This window comes from Streptomyces sp. NPDC092045, from assembly GCF_044756005.1.
Lineage (GTDB): Bacteria > Actinomycetota > Actinomycetes > Streptomycetales > Streptomycetaceae > Streptomyces.
This window is the reverse complement of the sequence record NZ_JBIVSC010000004.1, coordinates 1-19,777: the sequence shown is the minus strand read 5'-3', so window position 1 is coordinate 19,777 and position 19,777 is coordinate 1. Positions and strand designations below refer to the sequence as shown.

The following is a 19,777-nucleotide window of genomic DNA, read 5'->3' as shown; positions in this document are numbered from 1 at the left end:
CTATCCGGCGTCCGGGGGTGCCCCGCCCAGCAGGATCGCTTCGAGGCCGGCCCGGCCGGGCAGCCGGGCGGGCCGGGCGACCTCGCCCGTCCGCACGTACACGAAGGCGGCGGCCACCTCCTCGGGCGCGAGGCCGTGCTGCTCGGCCCAGGCGAGCCGGTAGATCGCGAGCTGGAGCGGGTCGGCGCTGCGGGTCCGGCTGGTCTTCCAGTCGACGATCTCGTACGCGCCGGTCTCCGGGTCCCGGTAGACGGCGTCGATCCGGCCCCGGACGACCCGGCCCGCGAGGGTGAGGTGGACGGGGACCTCGACGCGGTACGGGGTGCGGCGGGCGTACGGGGTGCGGGCGAAGGCCTCCTTCAGCTCGTCCAGGTCCCGTTCGTCGAGGATCTCGGGCTCGCCCGCGAAGTCCTCGCCGCCGGGCAGCTCCTCCGGACCGAGGAACGGCAGCGGCAGCTCCTCGTGGCGGGACTCCACCCACGCGTGGAAGCGGGTGCCCCGGCGGGCGGCGGGCTGCGGGGGCTTGGGCAGGGGCCGGGCCAGCTCCCGCGCGAAGCCCTCGGGGTCGGCGGCGAGGCGCAGCACCTGGGAGGCGGAGAGGTACGCGGGCAGCAGCACGTCCCGGGTGGTGGCGCGGGCGCGGCGGAGCTCGGTGGTGAGGGAGGTGAGGTCGCGGTCCCAGGAGGCGACGGTCCTGGCGTCCTCGGGGGTGAGGGCGCCGGTCCCTTCCGGGTCCTCGGGGGCCTCCGGCTCCGCTTCCCCGGGCTCCTCCGGTTCCGGGGTCCTCGGGCCCGGCACCGCGTCCGCGTGGGTGTCCTCGGGGAGGGACTCCTCGTCCTCGTCCCAGGCGGGCTCCTCCTCGTCCGGCCAGAGGTCCTCGGGGTGCGGGTCCCGGGGACCGGGAGCCGCGCTCGCGGGGACGCGGCCCTCCGCTCCGTCCTGTCCGTTCCCTCCCTCCCGTTCGGTCCGTCCGTCCTGCGGGGCGACGGCCCACAGCCGGTTCCGGACGAGGTCCGCCGCCGCGCGGCGGCGCTCGAAGGACTCCCGGTCCAGGGGCAGCGGCCAGGCCTCGTCCCGGTCGGCGGACGCCAGGGTCGGGTTCTCCGCGCCCTCCTCCGGTTCGTCCGCCCAGGCCTCGATCTCGCCGTGCCCCGCCGCGCAGTGCCCGTACAGGTCGAGGAGGAAGTCCGAGGGGCCGCGGGGCTTCTTCTGGCTGGGGCCCCACCAGTGGCCGGAGCCGAGGAGGAGGGAGCGGGGGCGGGTGAAGGCGACGTAGCCCAGGCGCAGTTCCTCGGTGTGCTGGTGCTCGCGCATGCCGGTCTTGAACGCGGCGAGGGACTTGGCGTCCCAGGTGTCGATTCGCGGCAGCGTGGCGGCGTCGCCGCGCAGGGCGTGCGGCAGGACCTGCGGCTGGGAGGTCCAGGCCTCGCGCGCGCGTGCGCTGGGGAACTGTCCGGCGACCAGGCCGGGGACGGCGACGACGTCCCACTCCAGGCCCTTGGACTTGTGGGCGGTGAGGACCTTGACGGTGTTCTCGCCGCCGGGCAGGGCGCTGTCGAGGCCCTTCTCGAACTGGACGGCCGTGCGCAGGAAGCCGAGGAAGGCGAGGAGGGTGGCCTCGCCGTCGAGGGAGGCGAAGCCGGCGGCGACGTCGAGGAAGTGGCCGAGGGTCTCGCGGCGGCGGGCGGCGAGGGCGTGCGGGGACGCGGAGAGCTCGACCTCCAGGCCGGTCGTGGTGAGGACCCGGTGCAGCACGTCCATGAGGGGGTCGGCGAGCGAGGTGCGCAGGGAGCGCAGTTCGGCGGCGAGGCGGGCGAAGCGGACCCGGGCCTCGGCGGAGAACGCCAGGCCGTCGTCGGGGGCGCCGCCGGAGTCGAGGAAGGTGTCGAGCGCGTCGGCGAGGGAGATCACCTCGGCCGGGTCGACGCCCTCGACGGCGGCGGCGAGCCGCTGCTCGGGGTCGGGATCCTCGCTCCCCCGGTGGACCAGGAGGCGGGCGCGGCGGCCGAGGAGGGCGAGGTCGCGGGGGCCGATCCGCCAGCGGGGGCCGGTGAGGAGCCGTACCAGGGAGGCGTTGGCGCCCGGGTCCTGGAGGACCTCGCAGACGGCGACGAGGTCGGCGATCTCGGGCAGGTGGAGGAGGCCGGAGAGGCCGACGACCTCGACGGGGACGTCCCGGGCGACGAGGGCGGCGTGGATCGCGGGGAAGTCGGTGGCGGTGCGGCACAGGACGGCGATCTCGCCGGGCTCGCGGCCGGTGCGGACGAGGTGGGCGAGGGAGTCCGCGAGCCAGTCGATCTCCTCGGCGTGGGTGGGCAGCAGGGCGATCCGCACGGTGCCGTCGTTCTCGGCGCCGGGCGCGGGCCGCAGCGCCTCCACGCCCGCGTGCATGGCGCGCAGGGGGGCGGCGAGGCCGTTGGCGAGGTCGAGGAGGCGGCCGCCGCTGCGCCGGTTCTCGGAGAGCGCGTAGCGGCTCGCGGGGCTGCCGTCGCCGTGCGGGAAGTGCTCGGGGAAGTCGTCCAGGTTGGCGACGGAGGCGCCGCGCCAGCCGTAGATGGCCTGGCAGGGGTCGCCGACGGCGGTCACGGCGTGTCCGGTGCCCTGGCCGAAGAGGCCGGAGAGCAGCAGCCGCTGGGCGACGGAGGTGTCCTGGTACTCGTCGAGGAGGACGACCCGGAACTCGTCGCGCAGGATCGCGCCGACCTCGGGCCGGGTGGTGGCGAGTTCGGCGGAGCGGGCGATCTGGTCGCCGAAGTCGAGCAGGTCGCGGGAGCGCTTGGCGGCGCGGTAGCGGACGACGAGGTCGAGCAGCTCGCGGCGGGCGGCGGCGGCCTCGGGGACCTTGCGCAGCTCGGCGTTGCTGAGCCTGGCGTCCGCGAGGGCCGTGAGCAGGTCGGAGTCGTACGCGCGGAGCCGCTCGGGCGGGACGAGGTGCTCGGCCAGCTCGGCGTCGAGGGCGAGCAGGTCGGTGATGAGGGTCGGGAAGGACCGGGTGAGCGCCGGGTACGGGCCGGGGGCCTCGCGGAGCACGCGCGCGGCGAGCTGGTAGCGGGTGGCGTCGGCGAGGAGCCGGGAGGTGGGCTCCAGGCCGATGCGGAGGCCGTGGTCGGTGAGGAGCTGTCCGGCGAAGGCGTGGTAGGTGGAGATGCGGGGATCGCCGGGAACGCCGTGGGGGTCGGCGGACACCGCGGTCGTCGGGGGGTGGTGGCCGGGCGACGGGTGGGACGGGCCGACGGCGTCGGGGTCGGTGACGCCGGCGCGGACGAGGGCGGTGCGGACGCGCTCGGCGAGTTCGCCGGCGGCCTTGTTGGTGAAGGTGAGACCGAGGACCTGCTCGGGGGCGACCTGGCCCGTGCCGACGAGCCAGACCACGCGGGCGGCCATCACCGTCGTCTTGCCGGAGCCGGCGCCGGCCACGACGACCTGCGGGGCGAGCGGCGCGGTGATGCAGGCCGTCTGCTCCGGGGTGAACGGGATGCCGAGCAGCTCCTTGAGCTCCTCGGGGTCGGCGATGCGTGCGGTCACCGGAAGAGGCTAGCGGGGCGGTCGGACAGCGCGGGCCGGGTGCGGGGCCCGGTGCCGGGAGTTCCGGGGGCGGGGCCCCCGCGCGCGTGACCGACCTCTCTTTCCGACGGGGCGTCACGCGCGTGGCTACTCGATGACGTGCCGGCCCTCCGGCCGGGCGCTGCACGAGGCGCGGAAGGAGCAGGTGGCGCAGTGCTGGCCGGTGGTGGGGGCGAAGCGCTCGTCGAGGACCCGGCCGGCGGCGCCGGCCAGCAGCTCCCCGACCCACTCCCCGGACAGCGCCTCCTGCGCCTGGACCTTGGGCAGGGCGTCGCCGCCCTCCTTCTTCGCCGCGGCCTGCCGCAGTTGTACGAGTTCGGCGCCGCCCGGCTCCGGACGGCGGCCGTCGAAGACCTCGTCGAGGGCGCCCTCGCGGACGGCGAGCTGGTAGACGGCGAGCTGCGGGTGGCGGGCGACCTCGTCCTTGGTGGGGGCCGACTTGCCGGTCTTGAAGTCGACGACGTAGGCGCGGCCCTGCGCGTCGGTCTCGACGCGGTCCATGGAGCCCCGGATGCGGACCTCGTACTCCCCCGCCTCCAGGGTCACGTCGAAGTCGTGCTCGGAGGCGGCGGGGGTGCGCCCGGCGCGGTCCATGACGTGCCAGCTGAGGAAGCGTTCGAGCGCCACGCGCGCGTTCTGCTTCTCCTGGGCCGACTTCCAGGGCGCGTCGAAGGCGAGGGCGTCCCAGACGGAGTCCAGGCGGGCCATGAGGACGTCGAGGTCGGCCGGGGTGCGCCCGGAGGCGACCTCGTCGGCGAGGACGTGGACGACGTTGCCGAAGCCCTGGGCGGCGGTGGCGGGTTCCGCGGCCCGGACCTCGCGGCCCAGGAACCACTGGAGGGAGCAGGTGCTGACGAGGTTGTCGAGGGAGCTGGGCGAGAGCGCGACCGGCCGGTCGCGCTCGCGGAGCGGGGCCGCGGCGCGCGTCGGCTCGAACAGGCCCCACCAGCGGTCCGGGTGCGCGGCCGGGACCAGCGGCTGGCCCTCGTCGTCGGTGAGGGCGGCGAGCCGGGCGAGGCGGTGGGCGGCGGCGTCCCGGAGCGCGGGCGAGGCGTCCGGGTCGACGGTGGTGGCGCGCAGCTCCGCGACCAGGGCGGAGACGGCGAGCGGGCGGCGGGGGCGGCCGGGGACGTCCTTCGGCTCGGCGCCGAACTCGGTGAGGAAGCGGGAGGGCTGGTCCCCGTCCTCGGCGGCGGCCTTCACGGCGGTGACGACGAGCCGGTCGCGCGCGCGCGTGGCGGCGACGTAGAAGAGGCGGCGCTCCTCGGCGAGGAGGGCGCCGGGGGTGAGGGGTTCGGCCAGGCCGTCGCGGCCGATGCGGTCGGCTTCGAGGAGGGAGCCGCGACGGCGCAGGTCGGGCCAGAGGCCCTCCTGGACCCCGGCGACGACGACGAGGCTCCACTCCAGGCCCTTGGAGCGGTGCGCGGTCATGAGCCGGACGGCGTCCGGGCGGGTGTGGCGGCGGGTGAGGGTGTCGGCGGCGATGTCCTGGGCGTCGAGCTCTTCGAGGAAGTTGACGACGCCCCGGCCGCCGACGCGCTCCTCGGCGCGGGCGGCGGTCTCGAAGAGGGCGCAGACGGCGTCGAGGTCGCGGTCGGCGTTGCGTCCGGCGGGGCCGCCGCGCAGGGCCGCGCGCTCCAGGCGGCCGGCCCAGGGGGTGCCCTTCCAGAGCTCCCAGAGGGCCTCCTCCGCGGTGCCTCCGGCGGCGAGCAGCGTCCGGGCGTCCCGGAGGAGCCGGCCGAGCCGCCGCACGCCGTGGGTGTACGCGGAGTCGTGCGCGACGAGCCGCTCGGGCTCGGCGAGCGCGCGGGCGAGCAGCACGTCGGAGGGCGGCGGCACCTTGTTTCCGGCCGCCCGCTCCTCGTCCCGCAGCGCCCGCCCGAGCTTCCGCAGGTCGGCCGGGTCGACCCCGGCGAGCGGCGAGGCGAGCAGCGCGAGCGCGGTCTCGGTGTCGAGCCATCCGCCGTCGCCGTGGCGACCGGGGCCCGCACCCGAGCCTGACGCTCCATCGGGCACGGCTCCATCAGGCGCGGCTCCGTCCGGAGCGGCTCCATCGGGCGCGGCCCCGCCCCGAGCCCCGTCCCCCCCGGAGCCCTCCGCGAGAACGGCGTCACCGACGCCGGCGGCCGCGTCGCCCCGTACCGGCTCCACAGGGGCGCCGGGCGCCGGGACCGGCGCGCCCGGATCGGAGCCGCCCGGGTCGGAGTCGGCCACACCGGGGCCGCCCGAAGCGGAGCCCACCCGCTCCCCCGCCCCGGCAGGGGACCCCGCCCCCGACACCGCCCGGAGCGCGAGGAGCAGCGGCGCCACCGCCGGTTCGTGGCGGAGGGGGGTGTCCGCCGCGTCCGTCTCGACCGGGACGCCCGCCGAGGTGAGGGCGCGGCGGAGGGCGGGCAGGGAGGCGCCGGCGCGGGTGAGGACGGCCATGTCCTGCCAGGGGACGCCGTCCTCCAGGTGCGCGCGCCGCAGCAGGTCGGCGATGTTCTCGGACTCCGCCGAGGCCGTCGGGTAGGTGTACGCCTCCGCCAGGCCCCCGTCCCGTACCGCCGTCAGGTCCCGGTGGGCGCGGACCCGGTCGGCGGGGAGCCGGGGCATCGGCATCCGCCGGGCGAGCTCCCGGGTCGCGGCGAGGAGCCGCGCGCCGGAGCGGCGGGAGGTGCCGAGGACGCGGACCCCGGCGCCGCCGAAGGAGTCGGGGAAGTCGAGGATGCCGTTCACGTCGGCGCCCCGGAACGCGTAGATGGACTGGTCCGGGTCGCCGAGGGCGACGACCGTGCTCCGGCCGCCGTCCGCGAGCGCGTGCAGGAGCCGGACCTGCGCCGGGTCGGTGTCCTGGTACTCGTCGACGTACACCGCGTCGTACCGGGGCAGGGTGACGCTCCCGGCGAGCAGCACGGCCCGGTGGACCAGTTCCGTGTAGTCGAGGACGCCCTGGAGGTCGAGGACGTCGAGGTACTCGGCGAGGAAGCCGGCCGCCGCCTTCCAGTCGGGGCGGCCGACCCGGTCGGCGAAGCGGGCGAGGGCGTCCGGTTCGAGGCCCAGCTCCCGCGAGCGCGCGAGGACGGCCCGCACCTCGTCGGCGAAGCCCCGGGTGGTGAGGCAGGCGCGCAGTTCGTCGGGCCAGCGGATCCCGCCGAGGCCGTTCCTCTCCAGCTCGATCTGGCCGGCGAGCAGCTCGCGCACCGCGAGGTCCTGTTCGGGTCCGGAGAGCAGGCGGAGCGGTTCCGCGAAGAGCCCGGCGTCCTGGTGGGCGCGGATCAGGGCGTAGCAGTACGAGTGGAAGGTCGTCGCCTGCGGGGGGCGGCGGCCGCCGAGCCGGGCCGCCATCCGGTCGCGGAGCTCGACGGCGGCCTTGCGGCTGAAGGTGAGGACCAGGAGGCGTTCGGGGTCGGCGCCCCGCTCCATCCGGGCCGCGACCGCCTCGACGAGGGTGGTCGTCTTGCCGGTGCCGGGTCCGGCGAGGACGAGGAGGGGTCCGCCGTCGTGCTCAACCACTTCCCGCTGGGCCGCGTCCAGTCGAGGGGGATCCAGCGGGGCCGGTGCGGTGCGCACCAGTCGGTACGCGCCCGGGGTCCGCTGCCGTCCCGGACCCGGGTGCGGCTGTCCCTGGTGCGGCGGCGTACGCCGGGTGGTGGAGGAGGAGCTCACGTGGATCGCCGGTCCTGGTGGGTGTGGTGGTGCGGGTGAGGCGGCCGGGTGCCGTGGCCGCCCCGGAAGACGCGAACGACGACGTTACGCGAAGCGGGACGGCGGCGAGCCGTACTCCGCACCGCTTCCCGGACCGCGTCCGGCCCGTCCGCCCCGCCCGGCCCGCGCCTCCTGGGCCGATGCCCTCACGTGTGAGTTCCGGCACCCCCGGGGGCGCCGTCACCGCCGTCGTCGCCGTCCGCGCCCGTCACGCCGTCCCACCGCGCCCGCCGCATGTCGACCCTGGGCACGTGCCCCTCGGAGGCCGGGCCCGCCTGCCGCAGCGGCGTGCCCTCCTCGCGGTAGTGGGCGAGGGCCCGGAGCTCGGCGCCGGGCAGCAGCGCGCCGTCCGCGCGGACCACGCGCCACCAGGGCGCCGCCCCTCCGTACAGGGCCATCACCCGGCCGACTTGGCGCGGTCCGCCCTCGCCCAGCCACTCGGCGATGTCGCCGTAGGTCATCACGCGGCCCGGCGGGATCGCGTCCGCGACGTCGAGCACCCGCTCCGCGTACGGAGGCAGCTCCTCCGCGTCCCCGGGCAGTCCCTCCGGCACTCCTCCGGCCTCCCCCACGGGCCCCTCCACCCTCGTCCGTCCCGTCCCACGGGCCCCTCCGGGCCCCTCCGCCCCATCCTGCCCCACGGCGCCGACATGGCCCTGATGCCTCCGCCCGGCGGCTCTTCGTGCCACCATCGTGCGGGCGGTGACTGGTGATACGAGATCAAGAGCGGCACGAGCGACACGCAGAAGAACGCGTACGGGGACGAGAACGACACGGCGCGCAGGCAGAGACGGACAGGATGATGGGGCAGGACACGCAGCCTCCCAAGGAGGGCAGGGCCGACGTGCCCGAGCGGGTCTCCGGCGACGAGCCGCTGCTCGCGGCCCGTGTCCACCGGCCCTCCGACCTGATGCGGCTGCTGGGCGGCCTGCTCGCGATCGGGCTCGTGCTCGCCGTCGCCGCCTTCGCGCACTTCACCACCTCCGGCCTGGAGAAGGACATCAACGCGGGCGCCGGCGGAGCCCCCGACGTCTTCGTCAAGATCGCCGGTCTCGTCTCCTCCATCGCCGTCCTCCTCGTCCCCGTCGCCTTCGCCATCGAGCGGCTGGTCAAACGCGACGGCCTGCGGATCGCGGACGGCGTCCTCGCCGCCGTCCTCGCGCACGGCGTCACGCTCGCCACCGACCTCTGGGTCGCCGAGGCCGCGCCCGGCGCGATCCGGGACGCCCTGACCCAGCCGCAGTCCGGGGGCGGTCTGACCGACCCGGTGCACAACTACCTCGCCCCCGTGATCGCGTACATGACCGCCGTCGGGATGGCCCGCAGACCCCGCTGGCGGGTGTCGCTGTGGGTGGTGCTGCTGCTCGACGCGTTCACGATGCTGGTGGCCGGGTACACCACGGCGCTCTCGATCGTCCTGACCGTCCTCATCGGCTGGACGGTGGCGTACGGCACGCTGTACGCGGTCGGCTCCCCGAACGTCCGGCCCACCGGGCAGACCCTGCTCGCCGGTCTGCGCCGGGTCGGCTTCCGGCCGGTGACGGCGCTGCGCGCGGAGGGCGTGCCCGACTCCGCCGACAGCGGGGACCGGGGCCGCCGGTACATCGTGACCCTGGAGGACGGGCCGCCGCTCGACGTCACCGTGGTCGACCGGGAGCAGCAGGCGCACGGCTTCTTCTACCGCGCGTGGCGGCGGATCAGCCTGCGGACGATCACCACCCGGCGCTCCATCGTCTCGCTGCGCCAGGCCCTGGAGCAGGAGGCGCTCCTCGCGTACGCGGCGATCGCGGCCGGGGCGAACGCGCCGAAGCTGATCGCCACCTCGGAGCTCGGCCCGGACGCCGTGATGCTGGTGTACGAGCACATCGGCGGCCGCAGCCTGGACTCGCTGGACGACCACGAGATCACCGACGAGCTGGTCCGCAGCGCCTGGCGGCAGGTGAAGGCGCTCCAGTCGCGGCGGATCGCGCACCGCCGGCTCACCGGCGACGCCATTCTGGTGGATCGTTCCGGCAGGGTGGTCCTCACCGATCTGCGGGGCGGCGAGATCGCGGCCGGCGACCTGGTCCTGCGGATGGACGTCGCGCAGCTCCTCACCACCCTCGGCCTGCGGGTCGGGGCCGAGCGGGCGGTCGCCGCGGCCGTCGAGGTGCTGGGCCCGGACACCGTCGCGGACTGCCTGCCGCTGCTCCAGCCGATCGCGCTGAGCCGCTCCACGCGCGCGACGCTGCGGAGACTGGCCCGGGAGCGGTCGGCCCGGGAGCGGGAGGCCGTCCTCGCGGCCTCCGAGGCGGCCAAGCGCGAGCGGGAGCTCGCCAAGGCGGAGGCGGCCGCCTCCGCCGGCACCGCCCCGGACCACGCGGTCGTACCGGCCGCCGCCGGCGGTACCAGGGCCGGGACGAAGGCCGTCGCCAAGGCCGGGACCAAGGCGGAGAAGGCCGAGAAGAAGGCGGACAAGAAGGCCGAGAAGCGGGCCCTGGACACGGCGCTCGACGAGGCCCGCGAGGAGGACCTGCTCGCCCAGATCCGGCAGCAGGTGCTGCTGATCCGCCCGCAGGCCCCGGTGGAGCCGGTGCGCCTGGAGCGGATCAAGCCCCGGACCCTGGTCAGCCTGATCGCGGGCGCGGTCGCCGCGTACTTCCTGCTCTCGCAGATCGCCAGCACCCCGCTGTCGACGATCAGCCAGGCGGACTGGCGGTGGGTGGCGGCGGCGGTGCTGTTCTCGTCGCTGAGCTACGTCGCGGCGGCGATGAGCCTGCTGGGCTTCGTGCCCGAGCGGGTCGGGTTCTGGCGGACGGTGGTGGCGCAGGTCGCCGGCTCGTTCGTGAAGATCGTCGCCCCGGCGGCGGTCGGCGGCGTCGCCCTGAACACCCGCTTCCTCCAGCGGTCGGGGGTCCGGCCGGGGCTCGCGGTGGCCAGCGTCGGCGCCTCGCAGCTCTTCGGGCTCGGGGCGCACATCCTGCTCCTGCTCTCCTTCGGCTATCTGACGGGGACGGAGAAGTCGCAGTCCTTCACCCCGTCGAGGACGGTCATCGCCGGACTCCTCACGGTCGCGGTGCTCGTCCTGGTGGTGACGGCGATCCCGTTCATGCGCAAGTTCGTGTCGACCCGGCTGCGCTCGCTCTTCGCGGGCGTGGTGCCGCGCATGCTGGACGTGCTCCAGCGGCCGGTGAAGCTGCTGACCGGCATCGGCGGGATGCTGCTGCTCACCGGCGCGTTCGTGCTCTGCCTGGACGCCTCGATCCGGGCCTTCGGCCACGACAGCCAGTCGATCAGCTACGCGAGCGTGGCCGTCGTCTTCCTCGCGGGCAACGCGCTCGGCTCGGCGGCGCCGACGCCGGGCGGTGTCGGCGCGGTCGAGGGCGCGCTCACCTTCGGCCTGGTGGCGGTGGGCCTCCCGCTGGAGGTCGCGACCCCGGCGGTGCTCCTCTACCGCCTGCTCACCCTGTGGCTGCCGGTCCTGCCGGGCTGGCTCTGCTTCAACTGGCTGACGAGGCGCGAGGCGCTGTGAGCGCCGGAGGGAAGCGCCGGACGCCGTGACGCGAGGGCCCCGCCGGATGGTCCGACACGCCCGGGCCACCCGCTTGGCCCGCTTCCCGCGCGAACGCGCGGGCGACGGCCCACCATGGGTCCATGCCGACCTCCGCAGCCCGCCGCGCCGCCCTGCTCGCCGCCACCGCCGTGCTGCTCGCCGCCGGGTGCTCGGACGGCGGGGACGACGCCGCGGAGCCGCCGAAGGAGTCGGGCCCCAGCGGTCGCCCGGCCCTGACGGCGCAGAAGCTGTCCTGGGCGCCCTGTCCGCCGCCGTCCGCGGCCGAGGGCGGCGGGCCCGCGCCGTCCGCGCTCCCCGGCGGCGGCTCCTGGGAGTGCTCCTTCCTCCGGGCCCCGCTCGACTGGTCGAAGCCGGAGGGTGAGACCATCGAGCTGGCCCTGATCCGGGCGCGCGCCCGGGACGCCTCCCGCCGGATCGGCTCGCTCGTCTTCAACTTCGGCGGCCCCGGCGGCTCCGGCATCACCGGCCTGCCCAGCTTCGCCGAGGACTACGAGACCCTGCGCGGCCGCTACGACCTGGTCTCCTTCGACCCGCGCGGGGTGGGCCGCAGCGACCCGGTCGAGTGCCTCGGCGACAAGGAGCTGGACGCGTACTACGCCCTGGACTTCACGCCCGACGACGCGGCCGAGGAGCGGACGCTGTCCGACGCGCAGAAGAGGTACGCGGCCGGCTGCGAGAAGGACTCCGGGCCCTCGCTGCCGCACGTCGGCACCGAGAACGCCGCCCGGGACATGGACCTGATGCGCCAGGTCCTCGGCGACGAGAAGCTGCACTACTTCGGCATCTCGTACGGCACGGAGCTCGGCGGCGTCTACGCCCACCTCTTCCCGAAGAACGTCGGCCGGGCCGTCTTCGACGCCGTCGTCGACCCGGAGGCGGGCGTCGAGGACGGCGCCCTCGGCCAGGCGAAGGGCTTCCAGCTGGCGCTGGACAACTTCGCCCAGGACTGCGTGGACCGGGGCGACGAGTGCACGCTGCCCGGCTCCGACGTCGCCGGGATCGAGACCTTCATCACCGACCTCCTGGCCTCCCTCGACAAGAAGCCGATCGCCGGCATCGGGGACCGCGAGCTGACCCAGACGCAGGCCACCAACGGCATCGCGCAGGCCCTGTACTCGAAGGAGTTCTGGACCTATCTGGAGCAGGGGCTCGACGCGGCCGACGGCGGCGACGGGGCGCTGCTGCTCTCGCTCTCCGACTCGATGAACGGGCGCGGCCAGAACGGCTCGTACAGCAACATCCAGGCCGCGAACGCCGCCATCAACTGCGTGGACTTCAAGGAGCGCTACACCCTCGGCCAGGCGAAGGAGCGGCTCGGCGAGTTCCGCGAGGCCTCGCCCGTCTTCGGCGACTTCATGGGCTGGTCGCTCTCGGGCTGCTCGCAGTGGCCGGTGCCGGGGACCTGGGAGCACCCGGACGTCTCGGCGCCCGGCTCGGCACCGGTCCTGGTGGTCGGCAACACCGGCGACCCGGCCACGCCGTACGAGGGCGCCCGGGCCATGGTGAACGCGCTCGGCAAGGGCGTCGGCGTGGAGCTGACGTACGAGGGCGAGGGGCACGGCGCCTACAACGGCGGCAGCGCGTGCGTGAAGAAGGCGGTGGACGCGTACCTGCTCGACGGGAAGGTGCCGAAGTCGGGGACCGTCTGCAAGTAGCGCGAAACCTGAAAAAAGAAAAGGCGGAGGACGAAAGCGGAATTCCTGCCGGCCGGAAACCGTGACGGTTTCCGGCCGGCAGGAATTCCGGGGAAATGCGGGCCTCGGCCCGGAGATCAGATCCGCGGACCGTGGCCGTGGTAGTAGCCGCCGACCTGGTCGTGGTAGTCCCGGTTGCCCAGGTGCTTTTCCTTGTCGAACTCGGGGGCGCTCTTGATCTCGTCCTTGGTGCGGGCGACGTACACGGTCTCGTTCGCCGTGTCGACGTGCTTCACGGTGCCCGCCGGCAGCAGGACCTCCTTGCCGAAGATCCAGACGCCGGTGTCGACCACGAGGTACTGCGAGTCGACGTCGTTGGAGTGCTTGTCGACCTTCCCGATGTGGCCGTCGGTCGCCTCGACGCGGTAGCCCGTCAGGTCCGTCCCCGCGTCGTAGCCGGAGGCCGATCCGTAGTTCCACACGTTGTTTTCGGGGGTGGTCACGAGAATCCTCCTGAAACGAATGCGATTTCCGGGGTCATCGGGTCCGGTTGTCCGACCGGCCCTGCACTCCGTCTTTCTCGGATCCCCGGACTCAAACCCGTGAATTTCCGCGCCGCTCCGGAAACGCGCGAAGGCCGGGGGCCGCCGACCGCGATTCCTCGTGGTCGGCGGCCCCCGGCCGCTGTCGTGCGCGCTCCGGGCGGGTGCCTAGTAGACGGGCTTCCCGGGCTCGATCTGGTGGACCCAGCCGATCACGCCGCCGCCGACGTGGACCGCGTCCGCGAAGCCCGCGGACTTGAGCACGGCGAGGACTTCCGCGCTGCGGACACCCGTCTTGCAGTGCAGGACGATCCGCTTGTCCTGCGGGAGGTCCTGGAGAGCGGTGCCCATCAGGAACTCGTTCTTGGGGATCAGGCGGGCGCCGGGGATCGAGACGATCTCGTACTCGTTCGGCTCGCGGACGTCGATGATGTCGATGCTCTCGCCGTCGTCGATCCACTCCTTGAGCTGCTTGGGAGTGATCGTCGCGCCGGCCGCCGCCTCCTGGGCCTCCTCGGACACGACGCCGCAGAAGGCCTCGTAGTCGATGAGTTCGGTGACGGTCGGGTTCTCGCCGCAGACCGCGCAGTTCGGGTCCTTGCGGACCTTGACCTGGCGGTACTGCATCTCCAGGGCGTCGTAGATCATCAGGCGGCCGACCAGCGGGTCGCCCACGCCGGCGAGGACCTTGATGGCCTCGGTGACCTGGATGGAGCCGATGGACGCGCAGAGCACGCCCAGGACGCCGCCCTCGGCGCAGGACGGGACCATGCCCGGCGGCGGGGGCTCCGGGTAGAGGCAGCGGTAGCAGGGGCCGTACTCGGACCAGAAGACCGAGGCCTGGCCGTCGAAGCGGTAGATCGAGCCCCACACGTACGGCTTGTTCAGCAGCACGCAGGCGTCGTTCACCAGGTAGCGGGTGGCGAAGTTGTCCGTGCCGTCGACGATCAGGTCGTACTGGCCGAAGATCTCCAGGACGTTGTCGGCCTCCAGCCGCTCCTCGTGGAGGACCACGTTCACGTACGGGTTGATGCCGAGCACGCTGTCCCGCGCCGACGCGGCCTTGGAGCGGCCGATGTCGGCCTGGCTGTGGATGATCTGGCGCTGGAGGTTCGACTCGTCGACCTCGTCGAACTCCACGATGCCGAGCGTGCCCACGCCGGCGGCGGCCAGGTACATCAGCGCCGGCGAGCCGAGGCCGCCGGCGCCGACGCACAGCACCTTGGCGTTCTTCAGCCGCTTCTGCCCGTCCATCCCGACGTCCGGGATGATCAGGTGGCGGGAGTACCTGCGGACCTCGTCTACGGTGAGCTCGGCGGCCGGCTCGACCAGGGGTGGCAGCGACACGGGGACTCCGGTGGTCGGTATGTCAGTACGGTTGTTCTCCCCGTAACACTGCCACGCCCCTTCTCATTCCGAGACACCCGGTCCGATCCGCGAGACGATTTCGTCCCAGTAGCCGGGCAGCGAGTGAAATGGATCGATTTGTCCCGGGCGGCCCGGACGGTCGGTGAAGAAGATCGTCCCGGCGCCCTGCCAGCGGGCGATCCGCAGGGCCTCGTCGAGGTGGGTGCGGGGGACGCCGTGCACGAGATGGACGAACTTCGTCTCCGTGTGCTCGGCGGTCCACTCGGCCACCTGCGACCAGCGGTAGTCCGTCCAGGCGCCGGAGAAGGTCACCAGCTGGTCGGCGGTCTCGGCGTATCCGGGGTGGGGGTGGGTGCCGTGGCCGAGGACGAGGTGGGCCTCGCCGCCGAGGACGGTCTCCAGGGTGGCGCAGACCCGCCGCACCCCGGCCAGGTCGGCCCGGTCGGCGGGGCAGCGGTCCAGGTAGTAGCCGTCCACCCTGTACCAGTCGAGGAAGCGGTGGGCGTCCGAGACCAGTTCCCCGAAGGGCCGGGAGCCGTGGGCGGCGTCCAGGTGCCCGAGGACCCTGACCCCGGCGTTCCTGAGCTTCCCGGCCGCCTCCAGGCAGTGCGGGTCGGGGCGACTGCCCGGCCCGTCCGCGACGTTGAGCACGGCCCAGTGCAGGGGGGTGCCGGGGCGGGTCAGCTCGGCCCACTCGACGGGGGCGAGCAGCGGGTGGGCGTAGCCGGGGACGCCCACCCCCAGGGCCTGGACCGCTCCGGTGGCCGTGGTCGTCAGATGCGACACGCCGCCTCCATCCAGATGTCGGCGAGGGACTCCTCCAGGTTGATCCGGGGGCGCCAGCCGAGCCGGTCGCGGGCGGTCCGCACGTCGGCCTGCTGCCAGGGCCCGCAGCCGTCGGGGTACGGGTAGGGGGCGGAGGCCAGTTGGTCGGCGATGGTCCCCTCGGTGCGGGGGGCCCCGATCACCGGGCGCTGCGGGACGCCGTGGCCGCCGTGCGGGACGTCCAGCTCGTTGAGGTTGCCGGAGTAGCCGGCGACCCGGGCCAGGACGGCGGCGGCGTCGCGGAGCCGGACCGCGCGGCCGGTGCCGATGTTGACGACGCCCTGGGCGGCGGAGAGCGAGGCCGCGTGGACGGCCCGCGCCACGTCCCGCACGTCCACGAAGTCCCGCTGCACGCCGAGGCCGCTGAGCTTGAGCTCCCCGTCCCCGGCCTGCATCGCCCGGCGCATCGCCTCGGCGAGGCGGCCGAGCGGGGAGCCGGCGGGGGTGCCGGGGCCCACGGGCGAGAAGACCCGCAGGACGACGGCGTCGAGGCCCGAGCCGAGGACGAGTTCGGTCGCGGCCAGCTTGGACACGCCGTACGGGCCGCCGGGGCGCGGCACGGCGTCCTCGGCGGTGGAGGAGCCGGGCTGGCTCGGCCCGTACTCCGAGGCGCAGCCGACCTGGACGAGCCGGGCGCCGCAGCCGCTGCGGCGCAGGGCCTCGCAGACGGTGGCGACGGCGACGGTGTTGTGCCGGGTCAGGTCGCGGGCGCCGCCGCGGGTGGCGCCGGCGCAGTTGACGACGACTCCGGGGTGGACGGCGTCGAGGAAGCGGGTGAGCGCGCCGGGGCTGCCGGACGCGAGGTCGAACCGCACGTCGGCGTCGTCGCCCCGGCCGAGGGCGGTGAGGTGGACGGCCGGGTCGGCGAGCAGCCGGTCGGCGACGAAGCGGCCGATGAAGCCGTTGGCTCCGAGCAGTAGCACCCTCATCGCGCGGCCCCTTCGTGCCGACCGGCCGTTCCTTGGGGTTGAGGGGTCATGTTCTTCGTTCTCCTTGCGGGGTGGTGTGGGAGGGGGCGGAGCACGCCCGCGGCGTCGGCTCCGCGGGTGTGCGGGGGGTTCACGGGGCGGCGTGGGCCGAGGCCCGGGCGAGGGAGCCGGTCGCGTGGGCCAGGAGGCCGAGCGCGGCGGCGCCGCAGACGAGGGTGGGGACGGCCCCGGGGCCCCAGGCGTCGGTGACGGCGCGCACCGGGACGGCGAGCGTGTCGAAGCCGGGGACGGGGAGGCGGGAGGAGAGGACGCTCGCGAGGGCGAGCGCCTCGGCGGCGCAGGCCCCGGCGAGGGCGGCCGAGGCCGTCCCGGGGCGGCCGTGCGCGGTGAGGAGCCGGGCGAGCAGCAGGAGCGCGCCGAGGGCGAGGGCTCCCGGGCCGGCCCCGGTGGGGACGAGGAGGGCGGCGAGGGCGAGGAGTTGGAGGGTCACGGTGCCGAGGAGCAGCGGCCGGACGGCGGCGGCGAAGTCGGCGAGGCCCCGGCTGTCGGCGATCCGGCGGCGGGCCCGGACGGCGAAGAGGTGGGCGCACCAGGCGGCGGGGGCGACGGCGAGGGCGAGGCCCAGGAGGGGGCCGGGGGTGAGGTCCCAGGGGCCGTCGGGGCCTCCGGTGAGCACCTCGGCGAGGAGTCCGTCGCCGCCGGCCGCGTACGCCAGGAGCCAGAGGGTCCAGAGGCGGGCGGCGGGCGCGGTCCGGCCGCCGGGTGCGCGGAAGGGGCCGCGCCGGACGGCGAGGAACAGCGCCCCGGCGAGCCCGAGGGCCCCGGCGACGCCGACGGCGGTGCGCGCGGGCCCGTGGGCGAGGGCGAGTCCGAGCCCGGCGAGCGCGGCGACGGCACCGGGCGCGAGCACGGCGAGCGCCCAGGGGGCGACGGGCTCGGGCGGCCGGATTCCGGCGGCGGCCCCGGCCTCCTCCCGGCCGCGCGGCACGCGCGCGTACAGCTCCTCGGCGAGCGAGAACACGTCCCGGTGCCGGTACCGCGCGGCGGTCCGGTCGGTGAACCCCCGCGCTTCGAGCCCGGCGGCCACCTCAAGGGCGTCGACGGCCCGTTCGCACAGCTCCCGGTGCCGGTGCAGAAGCACTTTGACGGGGTCGGCGGTGCCGTGGCGCGGACGGGGGGCGGGGAGCGGGGTGGCCGCGGGAAGCGGGGCGGACGGGGCCTGGACCGGCTCGGGTTCGGCGGTGGGCCGCGGGCCGGGGGCGGCCGGGGCGGGTGCGGACGGGCCCTGGACGGACCCGGGTTCAACCGTCGGCCGCGCGCCGGGGGCGACCGGGGCGGGCACGGGCCCCTGGACGGAACCGGGTTCAACCGTCGGCTGCGGGCCGGGGGCGACTGGGGCGGATGCGGACCCCTGGACGGGTGCGGGTTCGGCAGTCGGCCGCGCGCCGGGGGCGACCGGGGCGGGCACGGGCCCCTGGACGGAACCGGGTTCGGCAGTCGGCCGCGCGGCCGGGCTGCCTTCCGAAGGCGGAGAAGAAGGTGAAGACGAAGGCGCCGCGCCGGGTGCGGTTCGGGACGGCGGCTCGGCCTGCGTCCCGTGCTCCGGTCCGTTCCCGGTTCCGGGCTCGTCCTCCCGGGCCGGCGGCGGTGCGGTGGGCCGCTCCCCCCGGGTCGCGGGGGCGGCCGGGTGGGGCCGCGGGGACGTCGCCGTGGCCGCCCCCGGGGCCTGGGCTATCGCGGGCGGGGAGTCCTCGACGACGCCGGCCGCGAGGGCGGGGGTGCCGAGGAGGGCCTCGGAGCGGGCGTCCCAGGCTCCGGGGCTGGTCGGGGCGGCGCCGCCGCGCATGGGGTCGTCTCCTTCAGGCATCGGGGGCTCCGGAGCCCGCGGTCACGGCGCCGGGGTTCCAGCTCCCCGGCACGTGCGCCTCGGCGGGATGGGCGAAGAGGGCTCCGTCCCCCGACCGGTGGCGCACCGGCGCGCGGGAGAGGAGTTCGAGGTAGATGCCGCGGAACGCGGCCAGGTTCTGTTCGACGGTGAAGAGTTCGAGCGCGCGGGCGCGGGCGGCGGCGCCGAGCCGGTGCCGCCGTCCGGGGTCGCGCAGCAGCGCGAGGCACGCGTCGGCGAGCGCCCGGGGGTTGCGCGGGGGGACGACGAGCCCGGTGCCGCCGATGATCTCGACGACCGCGCCGACGTCGGTCGAGACGGTGGCCCGCGCGCAGAACATCGCCTCGACGAGGCCGGCCGGGAAGCCCTCGACGACGCTGGAGAGGACGACGACCGCGCCGGAGGCGTACGTCTCCTCCAGGCCGGGCGCCTCCGGGCCGCCGAGCTCCTCGAAGGAGACGGGGTTCTCGCCGACGGCGTGCGCCCCGGCGGCCTCGTCGGGGAAGAGCTGCGCCGCGAGGGCCCTGCACTGGGCGAGGTACAGATCGGCGCCCGGGTCCCGCACGGGGACGGTGACGATCCGCAGCCGGGCGTCGGACTGCCGGGCCCTGACCTCGGCGAAGGCGTGCAGCAGGGCGACGAGGTCCTTGGCGGGTTCGGCGCGGCCGACCCAGACCAGGGTGGCGGGGTCGCCGCTCTCCTCGTCCTCGCCGACCCCGTCGAAGCGGTCGGCGGCCATGCCGGGGTGGACGGTGCGGATGCGGTCCCGGTCGGCGCCGCACTTCTCCTGCCAGCGGCGGGTGTGGGCGTTGCCGGGAGTGAGCAGGGCGGCCTGCCGGTAGACCTCGGCGGCGAGCCGTCCGTGGAGGGCGGCGAGCAGGGCGCGCAGGGGCGCGGAGCGGTCGGCGCCGGCGGCCGAGAGGTAGTGGGCGCGGAGCGGGACGGTGTACTCGGTGACGAGCAGCGGGGTCCCGAAGAAGTGCTGGGCCAGGAGCCCCGGGAGGGCGGTGGTGCCTCCGGCGGCGGCGTGGCAGAGGTCGGCGGCGCCGAGGGCGTCCTCCTCGTACCAGTCGAGGGAGAGGGGGCGCAGGGCCTCCTCCAGGTGCTCGGCGAAGGCCAGGTGGTCGGGGAGTCCGGCGGCGGCCGCGCCCCGGCGTGCGCCGGGCGCGCGGCAGGCGGCTTCGAGGGCGCGGACGGCGTCGTCGGAGCGGAGCGCGCCGGGCAGTCCGCCGCGCTCGCGGGCGAGTTCGGCGAGCGCGTGGAGCCCTTCGGCGAAGGGGACCGCGCCGTCGGCGGCGCCCTCCTCCGCGCAGAGGCCGGTGGCGAAGCGCTCGTACGCCTCGGTGAAGCGGCGGCGGTCGCGGCGGCCGTAGGCGCGGCGGGCGGCGCGGCCGAGGAGGTGGCCGGGCGCGCCCCCGGGGTCGGCCGCGCGGACGATCCGGGCGTTGGGGGGCAGCGGCAGGGAGGCGCCGGTGGCGGGCGGGCGGCCGACGGCGTACAGGTCGAAGCGGTGCTGCCCGAGGCCGCGCACGAGCCGCTCGCACCAGACGCCGGACTCACCGACGGCGTACGGGTAGCCGCCCTCCGTGAGCAGTCCGATCCGCACGAGCGCACCCCCGATCTCCCTTGATGGCGGCCACCGTTGGTCCGGTGACTCGCAGCGGGAAGAACGTAAACAAAGAAGTCGGTGGTGGGGGGGGCGGGGGTGGGGGGCCCCCCCCCCCCGGGGGGGGGGGCGTAAAATTAACCCCCCCCTCGCCGGGTTTTGCGGGGAGCCGGGGGAACGAGAA

The 19,777-nt window shown here is 75.6% G+C and carries 11 protein-coding genes; 2 read left to right on the top strand and 9 right to left on the bottom strand.

Annotation, left to right across the window (positions count from 1 at the left end; all coding sequences use genetic code 11):
- The 3 genes from ACIQKA_RS13535 to ACIQKA_RS13525 form a co-directional block, all read right to left on the bottom strand.
- The gene (locus ACIQKA_RS13535; RefSeq protein WP_402540986.1) at window positions 1-3,525 is read right to left on the bottom strand and encodes a UvrD-helicase domain-containing protein; all 3,525 of its coding nucleotides are present in this window, start codon (window positions 3,523-3,525) and stop codon (window positions 1-3) included.
- A gap of 126 nt (window positions 3,526-3,651) precedes the next feature.
- Complete coding sequence (locus ACIQKA_RS13530) at window positions 3,652-7,212, bottom strand: ATP-dependent helicase (RefSeq protein WP_402540984.1); 3,561 nt, start codon at window positions 7,210-7,212, stop codon at window positions 3,652-3,654.
- A 185-nt stretch (window positions 7,213-7,397) separates the two neighbouring features.
- Window positions 7,398-7,823, bottom strand: a complete 426-nt coding sequence (locus tag ACIQKA_RS13525) for an MGMT family protein (RefSeq protein ID WP_383159208.1) — start codon at window positions 7,821-7,823, stop codon at window positions 7,398-7,400.
- A 230-nt stretch (window positions 7,824-8,053) separates the two neighbouring features.
- Between ACIQKA_RS13525 and ACIQKA_RS13520 the strand changes: the two genes are divergently transcribed.
- Together ACIQKA_RS13520 and ACIQKA_RS13515 are read left to right on the top strand one after the other, a co-directional pair.
- A complete protein-coding gene (locus tag ACIQKA_RS13520; protein ID WP_402540983.1) occupies window positions 8,054-10,762 on the top strand; it encodes a lysylphosphatidylglycerol synthase domain-containing protein in 2,709 nt (902 codons plus the stop codon).
- 122 nt (window positions 10,763-10,884) lie between these two features.
- Complete coding sequence (locus tag ACIQKA_RS13515) at window positions 10,885-12,459, top strand: alpha/beta hydrolase (protein ID WP_390107480.1); 1,575 nt, start codon at window positions 10,885-10,887, stop codon at window positions 12,457-12,459.
- Between the two features lie 116 nt (window positions 12,460-12,575).
- On the opposite strand, the gene ACIQKA_RS13510 is transcribed toward ACIQKA_RS13515, so the two are convergent.
- The 6 genes from ACIQKA_RS13510 to ACIQKA_RS13485 all read right to left on the bottom strand — a co-directional run bounded on the left by ACIQKA_RS13510 (window position 12,576) and on the right by ACIQKA_RS13485 (window position 19,593).
- Window positions 12,576-12,941, bottom strand: a complete 366-nt coding sequence (locus tag ACIQKA_RS13510) for a PRC-barrel domain-containing protein (protein ID WP_121831587.1) — start codon at window positions 12,939-12,941, stop codon at window positions 12,576-12,578.
- Window positions 12,942-13,148: 207 nt separating this feature from the next.
- Window positions 13,149-14,327 carry an adenylyltransferase/sulfurtransferase MoeZ gene (gene moeZ / locus ACIQKA_RS13505; RefSeq protein WP_383159941.1) on the bottom strand — a complete coding sequence of 393 codons (1,179 nt, stop codon included), beginning with the start codon at window positions 14,325-14,327 and terminating at the stop codon, window positions 13,149-13,151.
- Window positions 14,328-14,390: 63 nt separating this feature from the next.
- Window positions 14,391-15,134: a spherulation-specific family 4 protein gene (locus ACIQKA_RS13500; protein ID WP_383159938.1), complete on the bottom strand. Its 744-nt coding sequence runs from the start codon at window positions 15,132-15,134 to the stop codon at window positions 14,391-14,393.
- On the bottom strand, window positions 15,122-16,102 hold the full coding sequence (locus tag ACIQKA_RS13495; RefSeq protein WP_402540982.1) for an NAD-dependent epimerase/dehydratase family protein: 981 nt from the start codon (window positions 16,100-16,102) through the stop codon (window positions 15,122-15,124). Before ACIQKA_RS13495 ends, ACIQKA_RS13500 begins: the two co-directional genes overlap by 13 nt.
- A 130-nt stretch (window positions 16,103-16,232) precedes the next feature.
- Complete coding sequence (locus ACIQKA_RS13490; RefSeq protein ID WP_402540980.1) at window positions 16,233-17,243, bottom strand: hypothetical protein; 1,011 nt, start codon at window positions 17,241-17,243, stop codon at window positions 16,233-16,235.
- Between the two features lie 718 nt (window positions 17,244-17,961).
- Window positions 17,962-19,593 (bottom strand): glycosyltransferase, encoded by a 1,632-nt coding sequence (locus ACIQKA_RS13485; RefSeq protein ID WP_402540978.1) that lies wholly within the window; start codon window positions 19,591-19,593, stop codon window positions 17,962-17,964.
- Between the last annotated feature and the right edge of the window lie 184 nt (window positions 19,594-19,777).